The sequence below is a fragment of the Streptobacillus notomytis genome (assembly GCF_001902585.1).
Lineage (GTDB): Bacteria > Fusobacteriota > Fusobacteriia > Fusobacteriales > Leptotrichiaceae > Streptobacillus > Streptobacillus notomytis.
Genome location: NZ_LKKV01000068.1, coordinates 1 through 20,075, shown reverse-complemented (window position 1 = coordinate 20,075; position 20,075 = coordinate 1). Strand labels below are relative to the sequence as shown.

The 20,075-nt window shown below is 27.7% G+C and carries 21 protein-coding genes and 1 pseudogene; all 22 read right to left on the bottom strand.

Features of this window, described 5'->3' with window-relative positions; all coding sequences use genetic code 11:
- Window positions 1-48: 48 nt before the first annotated feature.
- The 22 genes and pseudogenes from BUE91_RS02460 to BUE91_RS02370 all read right to left on the bottom strand — a co-directional run bounded on the left by BUE91_RS02460 (window position 49) and on the right by BUE91_RS02370 (window position 19,902).
- Complete coding sequence (locus tag BUE91_RS02460; protein WP_073507839.1) at window positions 49-879, bottom strand: SDR family oxidoreductase; 831 nt, start codon at window positions 877-879, stop codon at window positions 49-51.
- Window positions 863-1,911, bottom strand: a pseudogene (uxuA, locus tag BUE91_RS02455) (mannonate dehydratase). Before uxuA ends, BUE91_RS02460 begins: the two are co-directional and overlap by 17 nt.
- Window positions 1,912-1,920: 9 nt before the next feature.
- Window positions 1,921-3,321: a glucuronate isomerase gene (uxaC, locus tag BUE91_RS02450; protein ID WP_073507838.1), complete on the bottom strand. Its 1,401-nt coding sequence runs from the start codon at window positions 3,319-3,321 to the stop codon at window positions 1,921-1,923.
- 15 nt (window positions 3,322-3,336) lie between these two features.
- Complete coding sequence (locus tag BUE91_RS02445) at window positions 3,337-4,329, bottom strand: LacI family DNA-binding transcriptional regulator (RefSeq protein ID WP_143605260.1); 993 nt, start codon at window positions 4,327-4,329, stop codon at window positions 3,337-3,339.
- 84 nt (window positions 4,330-4,413) lie between these two features.
- Window positions 4,414-5,715, bottom strand: a complete 1,302-nt coding sequence (locus BUE91_RS02440; protein WP_244889876.1) for an MFS transporter — start codon at window positions 5,713-5,715, stop codon at window positions 4,414-4,416.
- Entirely contained in the window at window positions 5,715-5,858 is a 144-nt protein-coding gene (locus BUE91_RS07285) for a hypothetical protein (protein WP_219335353.1), read from the bottom strand. The genes BUE91_RS02440 and BUE91_RS07285 overlap by 1 nt, the downstream gene beginning before the upstream one ends.
- Window positions 5,846-7,156, bottom strand: coding sequence for a beta-glucuronidase (gene uidA, locus BUE91_RS02435; RefSeq protein WP_244889875.1), 1,311 nt, complete (start codon window positions 7,154-7,156; stop codon window positions 5,846-5,848). The genes BUE91_RS07285 and uidA overlap by 13 nt, the downstream gene beginning before the upstream one ends.
- A 72-nt stretch (window positions 7,157-7,228) precedes the next feature.
- On the bottom strand, window positions 7,229-7,636 hold the full coding sequence (locus BUE91_RS07280) for a sugar-binding domain-containing protein (protein WP_219335352.1): 408 nt from the start codon (window positions 7,634-7,636) through the stop codon (window positions 7,229-7,231).
- Window positions 7,637-7,646: 10 nt separating this feature from the next.
- Window positions 7,647-9,371 carry a glycoside hydrolase family 3 protein gene (locus BUE91_RS02430; protein WP_073507836.1) on the bottom strand — a complete coding sequence of 575 codons (1,725 nt, stop codon included), beginning with the start codon at window positions 9,369-9,371 and terminating at the stop codon, window positions 7,647-7,649.
- An 11-nt stretch (window positions 9,372-9,382) separates the two neighbouring features.
- Window positions 9,383-10,174 (bottom strand): HAD family hydrolase, encoded by a 792-nt coding sequence (locus BUE91_RS02425; RefSeq protein ID WP_073507835.1) that lies wholly within the window; start codon window positions 10,172-10,174, stop codon window positions 9,383-9,385.
- Between the two features lie 225 nt (window positions 10,175-10,399).
- On the bottom strand, window positions 10,400-11,113 hold the full coding sequence (locus tag BUE91_RS02420; protein WP_073507834.1) for a hypothetical protein: 714 nt from the start codon (window positions 11,111-11,113) through the stop codon (window positions 10,400-10,402).
- Window positions 11,114-11,229: 116 nt separating this feature from the next.
- Complete coding sequence (locus tag BUE91_RS02415) at window positions 11,230-11,586, bottom strand: hypothetical protein (protein WP_073507833.1); 357 nt, start codon at window positions 11,584-11,586, stop codon at window positions 11,230-11,232.
- An 80-nt stretch (window positions 11,587-11,666) separates the two neighbouring features.
- The gene (locus BUE91_RS07085; protein ID WP_156470673.1) at window positions 11,667-11,822 is read right to left on the bottom strand and encodes a hypothetical protein; all 156 of its coding nucleotides are present in this window, start codon (window positions 11,820-11,822) and stop codon (window positions 11,667-11,669) included.
- Between the two features lie 124 nt (window positions 11,823-11,946).
- Window positions 11,947-12,981, bottom strand: coding sequence for a VCBS repeat-containing protein (locus BUE91_RS02410; RefSeq protein WP_073507832.1), 1,035 nt, complete (start codon window positions 12,979-12,981; stop codon window positions 11,947-11,949).
- 17 nt (window positions 12,982-12,998) lie between these two features.
- Complete coding sequence (locus BUE91_RS02405) at window positions 12,999-13,406, bottom strand: helix-turn-helix domain-containing protein (protein ID WP_073507831.1); 408 nt, start codon at window positions 13,404-13,406, stop codon at window positions 12,999-13,001.
- Between the two features lie 21 nt (window positions 13,407-13,427).
- On the bottom strand, window positions 13,428-14,123 hold the full coding sequence (gene araD, locus BUE91_RS02400; RefSeq protein ID WP_073507830.1) for an L-ribulose-5-phosphate 4-epimerase: 696 nt from the start codon (window positions 14,121-14,123) through the stop codon (window positions 13,428-13,430).
- Window positions 14,117-14,995: an L-ribulose-5-phosphate 3-epimerase gene (locus BUE91_RS02395; RefSeq protein ID WP_244889874.1), complete on the bottom strand. Its 879-nt coding sequence runs from the start codon at window positions 14,993-14,995 to the stop codon at window positions 14,117-14,119. The genes araD and BUE91_RS02395 overlap by 7 nt, the downstream gene beginning before the upstream one ends.
- 13 nt (window positions 14,996-15,008) lie before the next feature.
- Window positions 15,009-15,461, bottom strand: coding sequence for a PTS sugar transporter subunit IIA (locus tag BUE91_RS02390; protein WP_073507828.1), 453 nt, complete (start codon window positions 15,459-15,461; stop codon window positions 15,009-15,011).
- Window positions 15,462-15,743, bottom strand: a complete 282-nt coding sequence (locus tag BUE91_RS02385) for a PTS sugar transporter subunit IIB (protein WP_066901347.1) — start codon at window positions 15,741-15,743, stop codon at window positions 15,462-15,464.
- Between the two features lie 33 nt (window positions 15,744-15,776).
- The gene (locus tag BUE91_RS02380; protein WP_066901345.1) at window positions 15,777-17,234 is read right to left on the bottom strand and encodes a PTS sugar transporter subunit IIC; all 1,458 of its coding nucleotides are present in this window, start codon (window positions 17,232-17,234) and stop codon (window positions 15,777-15,779) included.
- A gap of 23 nt (window positions 17,235-17,257) precedes the next feature.
- Window positions 17,258-18,319, bottom strand: coding sequence for an L-ascorbate 6-phosphate lactonase (ulaG, locus tag BUE91_RS02375; protein WP_066901343.1), 1,062 nt, complete (start codon window positions 18,317-18,319; stop codon window positions 17,258-17,260).
- Between the two features lie 158 nt (window positions 18,320-18,477).
- Window positions 18,478-19,902 (bottom strand): carbon starvation CstA family protein, encoded by a 1,425-nt coding sequence (locus tag BUE91_RS02370; protein ID WP_073507840.1) that lies wholly within the window; start codon window positions 19,900-19,902, stop codon window positions 18,478-18,480.
- Window positions 19,903-20,075 lie beyond the last annotated feature (173 nt).

Here is a 20,075-nt window from a genome sequence, read left to right as displayed (position 1 = left end):
TTACTGCTACTAGTTTTTCATCACTAATTTTTTTTAATATATTCATAATTACACCCCTGAATAAGCTGAAAACCCACAATCTACAGGTATACATATTCCTGTAACTGCACTTGATTTATCACTGTCTACTAAAAATTCTAAAGCCCCGTTTAATTCTTCTGGTCTCACAAACCTTCCCATAGGAGTACTATTTAAAATCTTTTCTGTCCTCTTAGTTGGATTACCTTTATCATCAAATAGTAATTTTTCATTTTGCATAGTTCTTAAAAATCCTGGAGCAATTGCATTACATCTTAGTCCAACATGAGAAAAATGTACTGCAACCCATTGTGTAAAATTACTTACAGCTGCTTTTGCTCCTGAATATGCAGGTATTTTTGTTAAAGGAGTGTAGGCATTCATACTTGAAATATTAATAATATTTGCCCCTTTTCTTCCTATCATACCTTTAGCAAATATTTGAGTTGGTAATATAGTTCCTAGAATATTTAAATTAAACAAAAATTCTATGCCTTCTTTTTCTAAAGAAAAAAAACTTTTAGTTTCATCTGTAAGATTTAATTCATGATATTCATTTTCTGTTGTTGCCTTAGGACTATTTCCACCAGCACCATTAATTAATATATCACAACCTCCAAAATATTTATCAACTTCTTCTTTTGCTTTCTTTATACTTTCTATATCTAATACATTACATTTGACAGCTAATGAATTTCCACCACTTTTATTTATTTCATCTGAGATTTTTTTAGCCATTTCAAAATTTAAGTCAAGCAAGGCAATTTTACATCCTTTTTTCGATAAAAACTTAGCCATTTCTGAACAAATTATTCCACCTGCTCCTGTAATAACTACAACCTTATTATCTAACGCTATCATTCTCCTTCATTTTTTTACACATCTCCCATAATCCATTAATATATGTAGCACCCAAAGCCCTATCATAAAGTCCATATCCAGGTCTTGCTTTTTCTCCCCATATTTCTCTACCATGATCTGGTCTTACATATCCTGTAAATCCTACATCATAATATGCTTTAACTATTGCTGCAAAATCAAGAGAACCCTCACTAGATAAATGTGCCGACTCCTCAAAACTTCCATCCTCTAAAATTTTAACATTTCTTAGATGTGCAAAAGGAACCCTACCAATTCCAGCATATTTTTTAACCATAGAAGCAAAATCATTTTCACTATCACAACCAAGAGATTCTGAGCATAAAGTTAGCCCATTATTTTTAACATCATAAAGAGATAAAAATCTATCTAAGTCTGCCTCATTTTAATTATTCTTGGTATACCAAATATTGACCAAGGTGGATCATCTGGATGTATACCCATATATATATCACATTCAACTGCAACAGGAATTATTTCTTCTAAGAATAATCTTAAATTATTCCACAATCCTTCCTCTCCTAAATTCTGATATGCTTCTATTAATTCTTTTACTTGACTTGGGCTATATGATGAATCCCATCCAGGAAGAGCAAGTTTTGTTGGATCAAGTTTTTCTATTTGTGACTTATAGTAAACCAATGCTTTTGAACCATCAGGTAAAACTTTATCAATCTGACTTCTAGTCCAGTCAAATACTGGCATGAAGTTATAGCAAATAGTCTTAACACCAACTTTAGCACATCTTCTAATATTTTCCTTATAATTATCTATATACTCTTGATATTTACCCCTTCTTAACTTAATATCTTCATGAACAGGTATACTTTCAATAACTTCCATATCAAGATTATGTTTATTTACCATTTCTTTTAATTCTTGTAAATCTTTCATAGGCCAAATTTCACCTACTGGAACAGTGTATACAGCTGTAACTACACCTGTCATCCCTGGTATTTGCCTTATATTCTCTAATGTTACAGAATCATCTTTCCCATACCATCTAAATGTCATTTTCATTTTCTACTCCAATCCAAAATACTCTAAAGCATTTCTATATGAAATATTTTCTATTAATCTCTTTAATAATTTATCATCATTAGGTATTTCACCTTTAATAACTAAATCCCCAATAAATTCACAAAATATTCTTCTAAAATAGTCATGTCTAATATATGAAACAAAACTTCTAGAATCTGTCAACATTCCAACAAAATTCATTAATAGACCTTGATCAGCTAATGATTTAAGTTGTCTTAACATACCCTCTTTAGTATCATTAAACCACCAACCTGAACCATATTGTAAATATCCCTTAGGAAATCCTGAACTAAAATTAGCTAAACTACACGCTACCATGTTATTTTGACTAGGATCTAAATTATACACTATAAACTTAGGTAAACTATCTATCTCTTTCATTAGTGAAATTAAAAGGTTTAAATTTTCTGCAACATTTCCCTGATCCATTATTGAATCAGAACCTGCATCAAAACCTATACTATTAAGTAATGTTACATCATTATTTCTAATAACCCCAAAATGAAGTTGCATTACCCAACCATATTCTTTATACTTCTTAGATAAATCTACTAAAAATGATGTTAAATACTTACTATATTCACTACTTGTAATCTCTTCATCTTCTAATATTTTATTAAATATCTTCTCTACTTCTTCTTTGCTATATTTACTAAATTCCAATTTAGATATTCCATGATCAGATATAGTGCAACCCTTATCATTAAAATATTTTATTCTATCATACATAGCTTCAATATATTCACTATATTTACTAATTTTTCTTCCTGTAATTTCAGAAAGTTTATTAACTAATGATAAAAAAGTTTTACTATGTATATTAAAGAACATATCAGGTCTAAACCCAGGCTCTACCCTAACATTAAAATTAACATCTTTTTTTATCTCATCATGATATATTAAATCATCAAGTGGTCCATCTGTTGTACAAACATATTCTACATTTGATATCTCTATTAATTTTTTAGGGCTTAATCTATTTTCCTTAATTATTTTATTTGCCTTTTCCCATATTTCTTCCCAGTTTTCCAAAGTCAACAAATCATCTATATTAAAATATTTTTTAAGTTCCATAGCTGACCAATGAAACAAAGGATTTCCTATAGTATTTTCTAAAGTATTTGCCCATGCTTTAAATTTTTCTTTATTACTAACATTACCAGTAATATTATTTTCACTAACACCATTTGCTCTCATAGCTCTCCATTTATAGTGATCACCTGATAACCAAATTTCAGTAATATCTTCAAATTCTTTATCTTCAGCTATTAATTTAGGATCTAAATGACAATGATAATCTATTATTTTTTTATCTTTTGCAATATTATATAACTTTTTTGATATCTCATTATGTAACATAAAATCATGATTTATAAAGCTCATTTTATGTTATCCTTTCTATTTTTTTAATGTGGATTCTCTAATAATTAACTCTGATGCAATTTCAAAGCTTTTATCTATCTTTTTATCATTTTCTATTTTATCTATTAATATTTCTAATAATTTTTTAGCAATTAATTCAAAATTTTGTTTTATTGCCGTTATAGATGGTGTAAGTGCAGAACATATAAAGGTGTCTCCAAAAGTTATTATCTTAATATCTTCTGGACATTTAATGTCTAATTTAGTAAATGCTCTTAATGCTCCAAATACTGGATAATCTGAATCTAGTAATATTGCATCTGGCAATTTATTTTTAATATATAGGTCTAAAATATATTGTTCTACACTTTCAGGAGAAGAAAAACCATCTATAACATTTTCTTCAAAATATTTAATACCATTTGTTTTCAATGCTTCTTTATACCCTTGTATCTTTTTAATTGCTGTAAAACTTTTTTTATTATCTAATAAAAAGAGTATATTTTTACAATCTTGTTCTATTAAATGTTCTGTTGCAATAATACCACTTTGAAATTGATCTGTTCCTACATAACTGTAGTTACCATATATACCTGAAATAACAAAAGGTAAATTACTTTTTTTAACATATTCTATATCTTCAACATGTTTAGGATTTAATAATATTATCCCATCATAATAACCTTTTGATATTCCACCATACGGATTTTCTTGTAAATCTTTTACTGAGTTGTATACTATAATTTCATAATCTTTTATTTTTTCTAAAATGTATTGCATTATAATATAGTTTTTATTAAGTGGATGCTTTTTAGAGATGTTAGTAATAAGAGCTATATTTCTTGATTTACTTTCAGAAAGTCTTTTAGCATTATAGTTTATACTATAATTATATTTTTTCATAATCTCTAAAACTCTATTTCTTGTTGAAAGTTTTACCCCACTTTGATTATTTATTACTTTTGATACTGTTTTTGTTGATACTTCTGCAATCTTAGCTATAGTTTTAATCGTTACTTTTTCGTCCATAAATTTCAATTATCTTTCCTTACTAATATTTATATTTCAATATTATAACTTATTATAGAAATTGTCAACAAAAAAGTACAACGTTTACCTTTTAGGTTGTTTTAAATCACTTATATGTTTTTGTATCTCCTGCATTTTTTCAGCTGTCAATGGATAGAACTTTAAAGCAATAACTGATGCTATCCAACCAAGTATAGGCATTCCTAAGAATAAGAACATAGAATCATAAAATAATTGTGGGCTATTAGGATCCCCTATTTTAGGGAAAGTATTTGTATATCCTATAATAGCAATTACACAACCTATTATAGTTGTAGAAATAGATGATATAATTTTATCTACAAACGAGAATAATGTTCCCATCATACCCGGCACATATTTCCCTGTTCTATATATTTCATAATCTGCACAATCTGCTATGGCATTAATTGTTAATCCACCACTTGCTCCAATAAATCCTCTACCTACACACCAAAGTATAATAAAGGCTAAAGTTTCAAATCCAAATAAATTGTTTACACTAATTTTTGTAGGATCAGCAAACTTAAATAATAGGAATAATAACGTGTAAGTTATGATAGCTCCCCAAGCAGTAGTTATCATACCTTTTCTAATTCCAAGTTTTCTTGAATATTGAGCAAAATATTGTAAAAGTATAAATGCTGGTATTATAGTGATTAATGCAAGTTTAGATTGTAAAGTATTATCTCCCATAATAATACCATGAACCATTATCCACACTGCTGCATTTCCAGCCGTAGTTAATGCTATTTTATCTGTTGATGCTGCTACTATTAAAGTTTGTATAGCCCTATTATTTTTTATAATATCCACATAATCTTTAAATTTAATATTTGATTTGACTTCACCTGAACCAAAAAATTCCATTCTATCCTTTTTATATATTCCTATAAATGATAATATAGTTAGCAATGCACTTGCAAACATAAATGTAAATACAAATTCTCTAAATAATTCTAAAGTAAACATACTATTATACTTAGGAAGTAAATATCCATTTACGTAAGAAGGTAAAATAAGTGAAAGAAACACTAATGTATAACCACCTTCAAAACTTGAAAATAGTGGTCTTTGTTTAGGATCATTAGTGATACAAGCCTGACCTGCTTTAGTTACTGCTGTTTGACATGTATATCTAAGAATATATATTATGTAAACTATTAAGAAAAAAGGAAATCTTATCATTAATGGTAATTTAGGTGTAACTATATATATTAGTATCATAGTAACTGCCATAATTATATTACCTATAATCATATATGGTCTAAATTTACCAAATTTTCCATTAGTTTTATCTATTAAATATCCTATTAATGGATATGTAATACCGTCAAAGATTCTCATTACTGTTAATACATTTGAAATTAAACTGTCGCAACTCCCATAAATCCTGTTGAAAAATATCCTAAGTAAAATGTTAATGCAAAAAATATATTAGTTGCAGTATTATTTAATGAAAATAAAGCTATCTGCCATATCTGAGCTTTGTTATATTTTATTTCTTCCATTTTATCCTCCTATTATTTTGACTTATAATTAAATTCGGGTATATTATTCCATCTTTTTTTAAGTGATGAGCTACTAATTTAGGGTTTCTTTCTCTTGTAAACACACCTTTTTTATTTCCCTGAACTCTAAATATTCCAAATTTTGTTTGAAAATCTGCAAAATTCCATGTTTGTTCACCTATAATATATTCTAAACTATCAAACACTCTTTCACTCATTTTGTAATATTCTACTTGAAATTCTTCTGTAAATGGTGTTCTAATATCTATATCATGCATTCCTGAAATAGTATCTGCTCCATATTCTGTAAACATTATTGGTTTATCTGGAAATAGTTCATGCCAATATTCTAATTCTTTTCTCATATTAACTTCAGCCATTTCTAAATCAGATAAATCTACATACCAACCATAATATCTATTTAAACAAATTACATCACATAAGTTAGAAACTAGGCATTTACCAGCTGGTGCAAACATAATATTTGCAAAAGTACAAGGTCTATTTTGAGGATCTAATTCCCTTGCTAACTTAAATAAAGGTTCAAAGTATTCATATGCTCCAACTTCAGCAGTAGATGGTTCATTTGCTAGAGACCACATTATCACACAAGCATGGTTTTTATCTCTTTTAATTAACTCTTTTATCACTTGTTTATGAGCCTCTTTTGTATTTAAAATTTCCCAAATATTTTTCTTTTCTGAACTTCCCATAAGATTAAATCCAAAATTTTCCATTAATCCTACAGCTGTTGTTTCATCTATTATTACTAATCCTTCCCTATCTGCAAGCCTAATCATTTCCTCAGAATATGGATAATGTGATGTTCTAAATGAATTAGCTCCTAGCCATTTCATTCTACTAATATCTACTACATTAGTAAGATCATCTAAGCCTCTCCCGTGCAAATATGTATCCTCATGTTTACCAAAACCTTTAAAATAGAATGATTTTCCATTAATAAAGAATTTATTATTCTTAACTTCAACAGTTCTTATACCAAATTCTTCTATATAAACATCTTCCACTTCATCTAATTTATTAATAAGCTCTATCTTAACCTTGTATAAATATGCATTTAGAGGCTGCCATAAATTTACATTTAATATATTTAAATCATTTCCTTTAGCTACTATCTTATCTTCTTCATCTAGAATAGTTACCCTTATTTCCTTTGCTTCACCTATAATATCTACCTTTACATCCACTTTTGCATTTTTATCAAACACATCATATGTAATTGTTATATCTTCTATATTATTCTTAGGTTTAATCCATAATTTTACAGGTCTATGTATTCCTGCATAATTAAAGAAATCAAAATTCTCATCTACTTTCCTTTTAATTACCTTACCATTTTCATCTTTAAGCTATTTATAATTTCCAACAGGAAGTGAAGTATTATCTAATATATTTGAAACTAACACTTCTAAAATATTATCTCCTAATTTAACAAATTCTGTAATTTCAAATTCAAAAGGAGTAAAACCGCCTTTATGTTCACCAACAAAAATATTATTAACATATACTTTTGCAATATGTGATACAGAGCCAAATCTTAAATAAATTCTTTTTTCTAACATATATTTTGATACAATAAAATTTTTCTTGTAAACCATGTTACCTACATAGTGTTTCTTTTCAAATTCAGAAAATTGATCATTAAATGATCCTGGCACACTAATTTTGTATTTTGTTAAATCATTTTCAAAATTAAAGTCCCAAATACCATTTAAATTAATAATTTCCCTACTTAATGTCGATAATGGATATAGCATGTTTCCCTCCTTATAATCTAGATTGCCATTGCCCTGCCCATACATTTTCATTAAAACATTTACCTTTAAATTCTGAATTTCCCATTAATTTTTCTATTAATGCATCTATAGTTACCTCATTATCAGCATATGCATTTATATAACACTTAACCATAGTAGCGTCATGTAAATGATTAGTGAAATTAAAGGATACCATTACTGTTGGAACTTCATGTACATACCATGGAATTTCATTAGACATAGGTCCACTCCATTTTATTCTCATATTATTTGCCTCAGCATATCCTTTAATATTTGCAAAAACTAATGCTGCATCTACTTCATTTCTGTACTGTTCTATAGAACCTTTTTCTCTCTTTCCTGCCTCATTTATAGTTACTTCAAATCCCTTTTCTTCTAATTTTTTAACACAGTATTCTTGAAATTTTTCATTAGGTCTATATATCCCATTTTTCTCTCCCTCAAGTATATATAGTCTAATTCTTTTGTGTGTTTCAGGTCTAATAGGTAACTCAAATTTAGTGTTTTTTATTAAACTAATTCCCTTATCTACAGCTTCCTTTTGCATTTTAAGATGTTTTTCACAACCTATTACATCTAAACCTTTCTCGTCTTTTAATAAAGTATTTTCTTTTTGTCTAATATGTAAATTTAATTTTGCTTTTAACCCTAATATTCTTCTAACTGCATCATTTAATCTCTCTTCTGTTATTACCCCATTTCTATAACCTTCTAACATGTAATTAAAGTCTTCATCTATATCATTAAAGAATAAGAACATGTCACAACCTGCTGCTATTGATAAAGGTACATAATCTTTTCTTCTCATACTAGCTGTCATTCCTAGCATATGAGAAGCATCAGTGATTATTAAACCATTAAAGTTTAATTTATCTTTTAATAAGTCTTCTAATAATTCTTTAGATAAGGTTGCTGGTAAAATATCTTTATCCTCAAGATTTGGATTTATTAATTTTTGATAATGTGGAAGTGCAATATGTCCTGCCATTATCATTTCAACACCATTATTAATATGATTTCTATAAACCTCACCAAAAGAGCTTTCCCATTCTTCCACAGTAAGTTCATTTATTCCTAAAATTAAATGCTGATCCCTTTCTTCTGTTCCATCACCAGGAAAATGTTTAATACATTTAATAATATTACTTTTATCAAGTCCTTTAAGATAAGCATTAGTATGATTAATAACAATATCTGATTCTCTACCATAAGCTCTTGTATTTACTATAGTGTTTCTCCAATTTTTAAGTATATCTACACATGGATCAAAATTAACATTAATTCCTAATGCCTCTTCTTCTACACCGCTTACATATCCTGCATTATATGAAACTTCTAAATCTCCACTTGCCTCACACATAGCAGCTGTTGCAATATATGTTCCATCTGAACATGCTCCATTACCACCTGAATCACAATTAGCGGCAATAAGTAAAGGTATTTTAGAATTTTTTTGTAGACTATTTAAAAGGTTCATCACCTCATATTTGTTTCCACCTTGATACCTTGCACCACCAACCTTAAACTTAGTGACAATTTCTTCATTTGAATATTTTGATTCTTCAGGTCCTAAATTACCTAACCAAAATAGGTTAAAGAATAATTGTCCAATTTTTTCTTCATCTGTGATACTTAATAAAGTATCTTCTACCCATTTAATCTGTTCATCATTTAAACAGTATGGTTTTTCTCTTAAATTAACTAATTTTGACATACTACCTCCTCCTATAATTTAATATTGTATTCATCAATATATTTCTGATCTTCATAATTATTATTAATAAATTTATCTAAAATCTCATCTTTAAATCTGCTCCAACTTCTTGTTTCATCATCAAATATTATTGGATAAAAATACACATTATTCTCTTTTGCCGCAGTTATATCTCCAGGTGAATCTCCTATCATTAACACATCATTTGCATCTATACCTTCTTCTAATATTTTACCTATACAATCTTTTTTAGTTCCCATATCCTGACCCATTACTACATCTACATATTTAAGTAAATCATGTCTTTTCCATTCAGAAAGTATAGCTTCCCTATTTGCAGATGATACTATTATTATTTTCACCCTATCTTTCATAGACTCAAAAGCTTCTTTTACCATGTTAAATGGCTTATCCATACCCTCTAAAGAAGATATTTTTTTATTAACTTCTAAACTCCAATTTAAAACTTTTTTTAACTCATCTGAATTTGTAATTTCTATTTCTCTAATTAGAGAATTATTAGATAGCTCACTTGTCTTTTTTATCCAATTATCAACAGTATTAAGTTTTGAATACTTAGGATATTTATTACTAAATATTTTAAATATTTCATTTAATCCCTGAAATCTATTTATTCCTCTAGTTTTAGAATAAAGATTGATATTATTCCATAATGTTAAAAATTCTTCTCTTTCTTCAATGTTCCATAAATCTGCTGCAAGTGGTCCAAAACATTCTATATGCTTATAATTCATTGTATCCATTACACATCCATCAGAATCAACACATACAATTTTTTTCATAATCTATTCATTCCTTTCATTCTTGGTAATCGTTTACCATAATATTTTAAATAAAAAGTTATATTAAGTAAACGTTTACCAAATATAACCAAATAAAATAAAGTAAAAATATACTTTAGAAATCGTTTCACTTATTTAAAAATATTATACCTTGAAAATTTAAATAGTCAATAATCTTTTTTTAAATAAAAAAATAGACATTTAAAATGCCTACATATATCTATTTTAAATTATATATCCTAATTTTATTCCAAAAATATTTTTTCCATATTCTCCATAAAAACCAAAATCATATTTATTATCTATTTTTGTTCCTAGAGAAATTTTTAAAGTGGAAATTACTTCAGGATTTTTTTTAGCTATACTTCTATTAATATCTTTGTCAGCAATAAAACTTTCTTCTAATCTTACTCCTAATCCAGATTCTACACTTGTATATATCCTTACATTTTCCTTTATTTTATAATTAATATCTATTTCACTACCAAAAACCACACTATATTTAAGTTCATATTCTATTGGCATAGTTTTCTTTATTATATCTATAGCTTCTTTTAAGCTTTTAGAACTTACATTAGTATTAGCATTAAGCTTAACATTACTATTAACATAATTAGGATATTGTTTTAAATGTTTATCAAGCTTGTTATATAATAAAAGATAGTCCTTTATATTAGATTCAACACCTATTACAATTTTAGGTCCAAAAATGACTCCAATTTTTTTATCAATTTCAACTTCCCATTCAGGTATAAATGAACCTAATAACTCAATCTTCCCTTTTTTATATTTTAAATCGTACCCCCCCCCTGAAGATATTTCTACTTTATATCTTGGTTTCTTTATTATTGATTTATAATTTCCATTTTTTAATGAAGATACATCAACTGAAAAAGAGATAAATCCTAAAAATAAAGATAATGATAATAATTTTTTCATATATAAGTTATATGATATAGTATTTAATGAACTATAATCATATTCTCCTTTCTTTAATTAATTATTTTAACATTACCATTAAAAAAGTTAAAAATATTAGATTATAATTATTAAATTTAAAATAAATATCCAGCTTCTATTCCAAAATAACTTTTTCCTAAACTTCTATAATACAATATATTAATATTATCATTTAATTTGACTCCAAAAGATAACTTTTCCATAACAGTATCATCAGTATAAAAATTTATTTTTGAACTTTCTACATCATTAATTTCCATTTCACTTCTATTATAATAAAATCCTATTTTTCTACCACTACCCACTTCTAATCCTAAATTTATAGAATAAGTAATAAACTTACAAATTGAATAGTTTTTAAATAATTTATTATCACCTTCAACACCAAATGTAATCTTTGGTCCAAATTTAATATCAAATTTTTTATTTAAATCTATATTCCATTCAGGCATAAAAGAAAAATATCCACCTGTATATCTTTTTTTGCTCTTATGATAATATTCTCCTTATAAAGATGTTTCTAATCTATATCTTATTTTCCTATTATTCTTATCATATTGTTTTTTTGATTCTTTTTACTATTTTTCTTAAATTTTGATAAATTAATTTTCAACACATTATTTTTGGATTTAAAAGTATCATCTGCAAATGAAGCTAAACTTAATATTAATAACAATAACTTTTTCATTTTTCAATTATTTTTAACTCCTTAATTTTATATGATTTAATTATACTTTCTTTCATTTTTCGTGTCAAGTTTAGGGTTATAAATACTAAAGGTATAAAGCTTTAACTTTATACCTTTAATTTTTTTATCTAATCTTATATATAGCCGATTCATTCTTACTATGATTTGCAGCTATTACTATATCTTCATCTTCTAAATTAATAGCATCTAAATTAGCAGATCCTACTCCTTTTTCTATAATAGTAGCAACATATTTACCATCTACATATTGTATGTAGAATAATTCAGATTCTATTCTTCTAACTCCACAAACAAAAGTATTTACTCCTCTAAATTTAGTTGCAATTAAAGCATGTGCAAAATCTATTTCATTTTCATATTCATAAACTTTAACTAATTTTCCACTAGTTTGATTATATATTCTGATCTTATCTCCATGAAAAGCTTCTATAGTTATTATTTCATCTACTCCATCACCATCTAAATCTGATACAGCTATTTCTCCTGTTGGGAAATCACATATTCTTTCAAATTTCCAATTAGATATATCTCCATTAATATATAGCTTATCTATACCTTGATCACTTCCAAAATATATTTCATTATGACCTTCTCTAGTGTCATGATAGAACCCGTGATTTCTATATAAATCTGTTTTAATTTCCTGTAATTCAATTTTTTCATTTAAATCTTTAGGTAATTTAGCTGCAAATATAGATCCTGGAACTCTCCAATCCTCTTTATGTTCTTTTTTATTTGATATAGTAGCTATTATTATATACACATCTTCATCAACTTTAGCTAAAGAAAATCTATGCATATATTCTTTTTTTATTATATCTTTAAAAGTCCATTTTCCATCTTCATAAACTCCCCAAACTATTTTTGATCTACTTGGAGTTTCTTTTAAATAGAAATCTTGTATAGCTATAATTTCATTTTCTTTACCAGGAATTTGAACAATAGACATACATCCACCACCATTTTCCCACATTGTTTCTATTTTAGAAAAATCATTACCTCCATAGCTATAACATGGTCTTCCTTCATCAACATAGGCTTCACTTGCAACTATTATCTTATATCCTTCAGAAGTTTTTAAATGACTTGCACAGTAAGCTCTATCTAAATCACCTAGTCTTTGTTTTATTATTTCCATATTATTCCTTTTCTTAATTAAGTTTTCATAATTAACTTAACGTATTGTTTGACTAATTTTAATTGACTTGAGGTCATTTTACTTAAATCCTGCATGATATCTATGATTTTTTCATCAGAAATATCTTCTATTATCTCATTCCATATCTCATTTCTTAGTTCAAGCCTATCTTTATCTGTATACCCTATTATTTTATATAATTTTAAATGATCAATTTCTAGTATTTTAGCTATATTTTTTAATAATAAAGGGTTTGTCATATTATGTTTCCCTAATTCCAAATTAGATAGATATGCTGGGCTAATATTTAATTTATCAGCCATTTCTCTAAGTCCTATTGATTTTTTAGTTCTTTTATTTCTAATATATTCTCCTAATGCTATAACTAGATTAGGATTCGTTTTTATATCAAATTTATCACACATAAAATAAAGCCTCATTCTAAATTACTTTTGTCCGTAATACGCATTTTTACCATGTTTTCTTAAAAAATGTTTGTCTAACAATTCCTGTTGCATTATATTAACTTCTGGGTTAATAACTTCTGTCATTATCGCCATTTTTGCAACTTGTTCTAACACTACAGTATTATGAACTGCTTCAGCTGGACTTTTACCCCATGTAAAAGGTCCATGACTATGTACTAAAACTGCAGGAACATACAAAGGATTAATATTTCTTTCTTCTAATGTTTCTATTATAACACTTCCAGTTTCTTTTTCATAGTTATTTTTTATTTCATTTTCAGACATTTTTCTAGTACATGGTATATTTCCATAAAAATAGTCAGCATGCGTAGTTCCGTAAGCTGGTATATCTTTCCCTGCTTGAGCCCACATAACAGCGTGACTAGAATGAGTGTGAACTATAGCTCCTATTTCTTTATATTTCTTATATAATTCTATATGAGTTGGTGTATCTGATGATGGTTTTAAATGTCCTTCAACTACATTTCCATCTAAATCTACTACAACCATATCACTAACTTTCATATTTTCATAATCTACACCACTAGGTTTAATTACTATAAGATTAGTTTCTCTATCTATTCCACTAACATTTCCCCAAGTATAGATTACAACACCTCTTTTAGGTAATTCTATATTAGCCTTAAAAACTTCTTCTTTTAATTTTTCTAACATAAATATCCTCCATTTCTCATAGCCTCTAAAACAAACTCTCTTGCTTTTCTAACCTCTTCATTACCTTGTTCAATATCGCTATAATTTTCAGTCCACATCTCTATTAAAAATGGACCCGAATAATTTAAAGAGAATAATTTTTCAAAACATTTAACAAAATCTACACAACCTGCACCAAAATCTACTTCCTTAAATTTTCCCGGAAAATTCTCTGTTACTGCAAGAGTATCTTTAACATGTATCGCCACAATTTCTTTATTAGCCATTCCTAATTCTAATTCTTTTGATACATCATTTTCTTGCCAAGCACTTAAATTTCCTAAATCTGGATAAACTTTAAGGTATGGTGAATTTACTAGTTTTGAATATTTCATATATTTAGTAATTGAGTTTATAAACGGGTGATCCATAATTTCTATAGCTAAACAAACATTATACTCCTCAGCCATTTTTAAAGCCTTAGATAAATTTTCTATAAAATATTTTTCAGTAATTTCATCGCTTTGTTCATAATAAACATCATAACCTGCTAACTGAACTATTCTAATCCCTAATCTATCTGCTAAAAGTATAGCTTTTTCCATTAATTCCATAGATTTTTTTCTAATGTCTTCAAAATGAGAACCCATGGGATACCTTCTATGACCACTAAAGGTCATAGTAGGTATTCTAATATTATTAATATTTAATTCACATTTTAATTCATTTATTGTATTAATATCCCAATCAAGTCTAGCAAGTCTTTCATCACTTTCGTCCACAGAAATTTCAATAAACGTAAATCCTAGTTCTTTTGCAAGTTTTATTTTTTCTTTAAAACTATATTTCTTAGGCAAAGCCTTTTCATAAATTCCTAATTGCAAATTTTTCAACTCTTTTCTAAATCTATTTAATAACTTCTTCTATATAAGTTAACAATTCTTCTGGTGTTTTTTTATCTCTAATTCTATCAAAAGATTCTTCATCATCAAATAAAGTAACTATTTGTGGAATAACTTCTGCTATATGAGTTTCTGAATCTGTAGCAGAAAATCCTATTAATATATCTATCATTTCTCCTGTTGGAAATTCTATTGCTTCATTTAAAGTTAAAAATGTAAAGGCATTTTTTATAGCCCCCATTTCTCCCCTTTCATGTGGCATAGCTATTCCTGGACCTATGATATAGAAAGGACCTATTTCATTAGTTCTTTCCATTATAGCCTTAGAATATTCTGGTTTAACTGCTCCATTTTTTAGTAAAGGTTCAAAAAGTAATTCTATCGCTTCTTGCCAATTAGACACATTTTTTCCTAATTGTATAGATTTATTATCCTTTAATGAATCTACTATATTCATTTATACTCCTATTCCAGCTAATTTTAATTTCTCTTCTAGTTCAGCTTCATTTAACATGTTTTGTACACCTATTAATATAGTTGGAGCCTTAACATTTAATTCTCCTACCATATGAATAGAACTAATAACTATATCATAATTATTTAATCCTGATTTTGCTTCTCCAATACTACAAGAACTAACATCTGCGGTTATTTTTAATTTATCAAGAACCTTTTTCATTTTCATTTTCATAATCATGCTAGTTCCCATTCCACTTCCACAAACTGCTAAAACTTTCATGTTTCCCTCTTTTCTGAAATATAATCTTTATTTCTATTCTTCTTCAACTATTCCTTCATAATATTGCTCTTTATTCTTACATTTTCTATATTGTAATATAGGGATAATTAACATAGATATTACTGCTATAATATATCCTGATAAACCTAGATATTTAATTAATAAACCTTGTGCTAACCAAACTGTTGACTGATCTATGTTTCCATGCCATCCACCAAAACCAATTAATCCAAATACTATTACTGCAACTGCACCTAATAAAACTTGTAATATACCTGAAATAAATGTTGTAATTGCTACAGCTTTTACTCCACCACGTTTATTGGCAAACACTGCTATAGTTGCATTATCAAAGAATACTGGAACAAATCCTGTTACTATTAATACTGGTATTAAAAGAGGATTGAATAATCTTAAAATTATTAAAGCTCCTATTGCTAAAAATTGTCCTAAAACACCGAATAAGAACCCAAATAATATCGCATTTTGTGATCCAAATCCATATGTAGCAGCACAATCAACTGCAGGTATAGCTCCAGGTATTATAGTATTTGAAATTCCTTGGAATGATATTGTTAATTCTGAAACAAACATTCTTACACCTTGTTTTAATACTGATAAGTAAACAGCAAATTTTAAAGATGTTTCAACTACATATATTAAGAATGATTTACTTCCAGTTATATATGCACCAGATTTTTCTCCTAATAAAACTTCTGGTCCTAATACATACATTATTATACCAAAGAAAACCATCATTAATGTACCTGTTGCAACTATGTCATCATGGAATATTGATAACCATTTTGGTAATTTAATTTCATCAACACCTTTTTTAGGGTCTCCTAATTTAGGTGAAATTCTATCTGCAAACCATACTGCAAACATTTGTTGATGTCCTATCGCAAATCCTGCATTTCCAGTTAATCTTTGAGTAGGTTCAACTGACAGATTAGAAGCTACTGCCCAATAAACTCCTGAAAAAATTCCTATTAATGCAGCACCATAGAAGTTTCTAAACATTGGTAATAAGAAAAATATTAACCAAGTTGCTGTTGTTGCTTGTTGTTGCATTATATGTCCTGTAATAAATAAAGTTCTAACTTTAGTATATTTTCTTAATAATACTAATAAAATATTTATTCCAAATCCTATAAGCAATGAAAACATTACCCACGCAGCTGTTAATCCTATAGTTTCTAAAGCTGTATTAACGGCATTTAAACCGAAATATGGATCTATAACAGAAGCGCTCAAATTATATTTAGTGTTTAACCCTGCAAGTATAGGTCTAAATGTTACAACTAATCCACCTGCACCAACATTTAAAATTAAATACCCTACTGTTGCTTTTAAAAACCCTGCAAATGCTTCATAAAATGGTTTTTTAAGTAATAAATATCCAATGAATACTAATAATCCCACAAAAAATGGTGGATTTGTTAAAACATTACTTCCAAACCAAATCAAAGCTTTAGTTAAAATTTCCATAAATATCTCTCCTTATATATATATTACAATATTGATGTAAACGGTAAATCAGGTTCTATTGTGAAAGCATCTTCAAATCCTCTTGGATACATATATTCCATATCATCTTTATTATCTGGGAATACAAAATGTCCTCCAGGTTGCCATATATATGGTTTAAATTTATATTTTAATCTATCCTTTCTATAATTCCATAATAATGTAATTTCTTTAGGATCTGCCATAAAGTTAGACCATATGTCATGATGTATAGGTATTACAACTTGTGTTTTTAATCCTTCTGCAACTCTTAATACATCAGAAGCAGTTAATTTATCCGTCATTCCTCTAGGATTTTCTCCATATCCAACAAATGCAACATCAACTTTATTTTCATTTCCATGTTTTACAAAGAAATTAGAATGATGCGAATCTCCTGCATGGTATATATTTCCACCTGGTGTTTTAAATAAGTAATTTACTGCCATTTCATCCATGTCAGGTGGTAATTTATCTTTTAATACAACATCATCATCTACTGTTAATAACATAGTTCTGTCAAAAGATTCTAACATTTTTATCTTAGTATCTTTTATTTCTATTTCATCTCCTGGTTTAACTGTAACTAATCTTTCTTCAGGTACTCCCCATTTTTTCCAAATATCTGTACAACTTTTTGGTCCAATAAATTTAGTATTAGGGCAATTTTGTAAAACAGCTGCAGCCACATTTATATCTATATGATCACTGTGAGAATGTGTTGAAATTAAAGCATCTAATTCCTTTATACCAAATGGATCTATAACACATGGTGTAGTTCTTAAATTTGGTTGTAAAGCTACACATCCAACAGCTCTTTGATGTTGATGTTTAGCTTTCATCAATTTATTAGTTTTTGTTTTTTTACCTGTTGAAACCCATAAATCTACACAAAGATTAGCTCCTCCTTCACTTTTAATCCAAATTCCCATATTTCCTAACCACCACATTGAAACTGTTCCAGGTTTAACCACAGTTTCAGCAATCTCTTCATTTATCCAAGTCCCCCACTCTGGGAATGTTTGTAAAATCCAAGATTCTCTTGTAATCTCATTAACTTTTGCCATTATATCCTCCTAAATAAAAAAAATAAAGTGTTAATAATTTGCTAACAATATATTCTACCTCAAGAAATTAAATAGTCAATAGTTCCTTAAAAATTTTTTTACAAAATTAAAAGGATTAACTTCTACTTAATATAGAAATCAATCCTTAATATATTTAATTATGTATTCTTAATATCCTTATTCTTATTAGTCATGAAAAATACTACAGTACATATTCCTGAGAATATAATTCCAATAATTACAGATATATTTTCAACAAATTTAATATTTGCACCATCAAAGAACCTAATAAATCCTTCAGGTGCTGCAATTATATATGATGTAACAACAACTGTCATAAATATAGCTGGTATTAAAGCTATCCAATATTTCTTTTTTCTATTTGCTAAATACTTAACAGCTGCCCAAAGAGTTATAGTTGCAAGAGTTTGATTTGACCAACCAAAATATCTCCATACTACTGAAAATGGAATAAAACAAAGTGAAATTCCTAATATGAAAAGTGGTATTACAACTATAAATCTATTAACTATTGGACCTTGTTTAAAATTAAATGAATCTGCTATTGTAAGTCTTGCACTTCTAAATGCAGTATCTCCAGAAGTTATAGGGCAGACAACAACACCTAATAATGCTAAAGCTCCTCCTACTTTTCCTAAAACACCTATTGATATCTTATTAACTACTACTGCAGCAGATCCAGCCTGTGATAATCCTTCTATTCCTCCAAAGAAAGACATAGCAGCTGCTGCCCATACAAGTGCTATTATACCCTCAGCTATCATAGCTCCATAAAATACTCTTCTTCCTTCTTTTTCTGTTGTTAAACATCTTGCCATCATAGGTGATTGTGTAGCATGAAATCCACTAATTGCTCCACAAGCTATAGAAACACATAAATAAGGGAAAATTGATTTTCCTTCTGGATGCATATTTACAAAAGCTATTTCTGGAATTATAAAACCTTTTAATACTATTCCAGCACCTATTCCTACAGCCATTACAAGAAGAGAAATTCCAAATATTGGATATATTTTACCTATAACCTTATCAACGGGTAAAATTGTAGCAAATAAATAATAAACTATAATTAATCCTAACCATATTTCATATCTTATACCTGTAATATCATTTAAAATTTGTGCTGGACTCATTATGAATACAACTCCAACAAGTAGTAATAATATTACTGAAAATATTCTCATTATTTGTTTAGCTGTTAAACCTAGATTTTCACCGACAATTTCTGAAACTGACGCTCCATCTTGTCTAACAGACATCATTCCTATTAAGTAATCGTGAACAGCTCCAGCAAAAATACATCCAAATACTATCCAAAGAAAAGCTACTGGTCCCCATAAAGCTCCTGCAACTGCTCCGAATATAGGTCCTGTTCCTGCTATATTAAGAAATTGTATTAAAAAAGCTCTTGCCCAACCAATCTCTACATAATCAACACCATCTTTCATTCTCTTAACTGGAGTTAATCTAAAAGCATCTGATCCAAAAATCTTATCAACTACTTTTCCATAAATAAAATATCCTAGCAAAAGTGCCATAATAGAAAGTAAAAAACTATACATAGTTTCATCCCCTTTTAAAGTTTTATTAATTATAAAAATTAATAATTTTATAACAATATATTTTACCTCAAAAAATCCAATAGTCAACAAATACCAAAATTATCCTAAAATAAAATAAGTCCCTTTCAAGTCTTACTGAAATAAAAAAAGGGCGTTAGCCCTTTATGTATTGT

Excerpts from the sequence above, each read along its gene's own strand:
- BUE91_RS02430 (WP_073507836.1), bottom strand. The coding sequence starts at position 9,371 with ATGTCAAAATTAGTTAATTTAAGAGAAAAACCATACTGTTTAAATGAT.
- ulaG (WP_066901343.1), bottom strand. The coding sequence starts at position 18,319 with ATGGCAAAAGTTAATGAGATTACAAGAGAATCTTGGATTTTACAAACA.
- BUE91_RS02390 (WP_073507828.1), bottom strand. The coding sequence starts at position 15,461 with ATGAATATAGTAGATTCATTAAAGGATAATAAATCTATACAATTAGGA.
- BUE91_RS02370 (WP_073507840.1), bottom strand. The coding sequence starts at position 19,902 with ATGTATAGTTTTTTACTTTCTATTATGGCACTTTTGCTAGGATATTTT.
- BUE91_RS02415 (WP_073507833.1), bottom strand. The coding sequence starts at position 11,586 with ATGCCTGAATGGAATATAGATTTAAATAAAAAATTTGATATTAAATTT.
- BUE91_RS07280 (WP_219335352.1), bottom strand. The coding sequence starts at position 7,636 with ATGCTATATCCATTATCGACATTAAGTAGGGAAATTATTAATTTAAAT.
- araD (WP_073507830.1), bottom strand. The coding sequence starts at position 14,123 with ATGTTAGAAAAATTAAAAGAAGAAGTTTTTAAGGCTAATATAGAATTA.
- BUE91_RS02420 (WP_073507834.1), bottom strand. The coding sequence starts at position 11,113 with ATGAAAAAATTATTATCATTATCTTTATTTTTAGGATTTATCTCTTTT.
- BUE91_RS02410 (WP_073507832.1), bottom strand. The coding sequence starts at position 12,981 with ATGGAAATAATAAAACAAAGACTAGGTGATTTAGATAGAGCTTACTGT.
- uxaC (WP_073507838.1), bottom strand. The coding sequence starts at position 3,321 with ATGAGCTTTATAAATCATGATTTTATGTTACATAATGAGATATCAAAA.
- BUE91_RS02425 (WP_073507835.1), bottom strand. The coding sequence starts at position 10,174 with ATGAAAAAAATTGTATGTGTTGATTCTGATGGATGTGTAATGGATACA.
- BUE91_RS02405 (WP_073507831.1), bottom strand. The coding sequence starts at position 13,406 with ATGTGTGATAAATTTGATATAAAAACGAATCCTAATCTAGTTATAGCA.
- BUE91_RS02380 (WP_066901345.1), bottom strand. The coding sequence starts at position 17,234 with ATGGAAATTTTAACTAAAGCTTTGATTTGGTTTGGAAGTAATGTTTTA.
- BUE91_RS07085 (WP_156470673.1), bottom strand. The coding sequence starts at position 11,822 with ATGAAAAAGTTATTGTTATTAATATTAAGTTTAGCTTCATTTGCAGAT.
- BUE91_RS02460 (WP_073507839.1), bottom strand. The coding sequence starts at position 879 with ATGATAGCGTTAGATAATAAGGTTGTAGTTATTACAGGAGCAGGTGGA.
- BUE91_RS02445 (WP_143605260.1), bottom strand. The coding sequence starts at position 4,329 with ATGGACGAAAAAGTAACGATTAAAACTATAGCTAAGATTGCAGAAGTA.
- BUE91_RS07285 (WP_219335353.1), bottom strand. The coding sequence starts at position 5,858 with ATGGAAGAAATAAAATATAACAAAGCTCAGATATGGCAGATAGCTTTA.
- BUE91_RS02385 (WP_066901347.1), bottom strand. The coding sequence starts at position 15,743 with ATGAAAGTTTTAGCAGTTTGTGGAAGTGGAATGGGAACTAGCATGATT.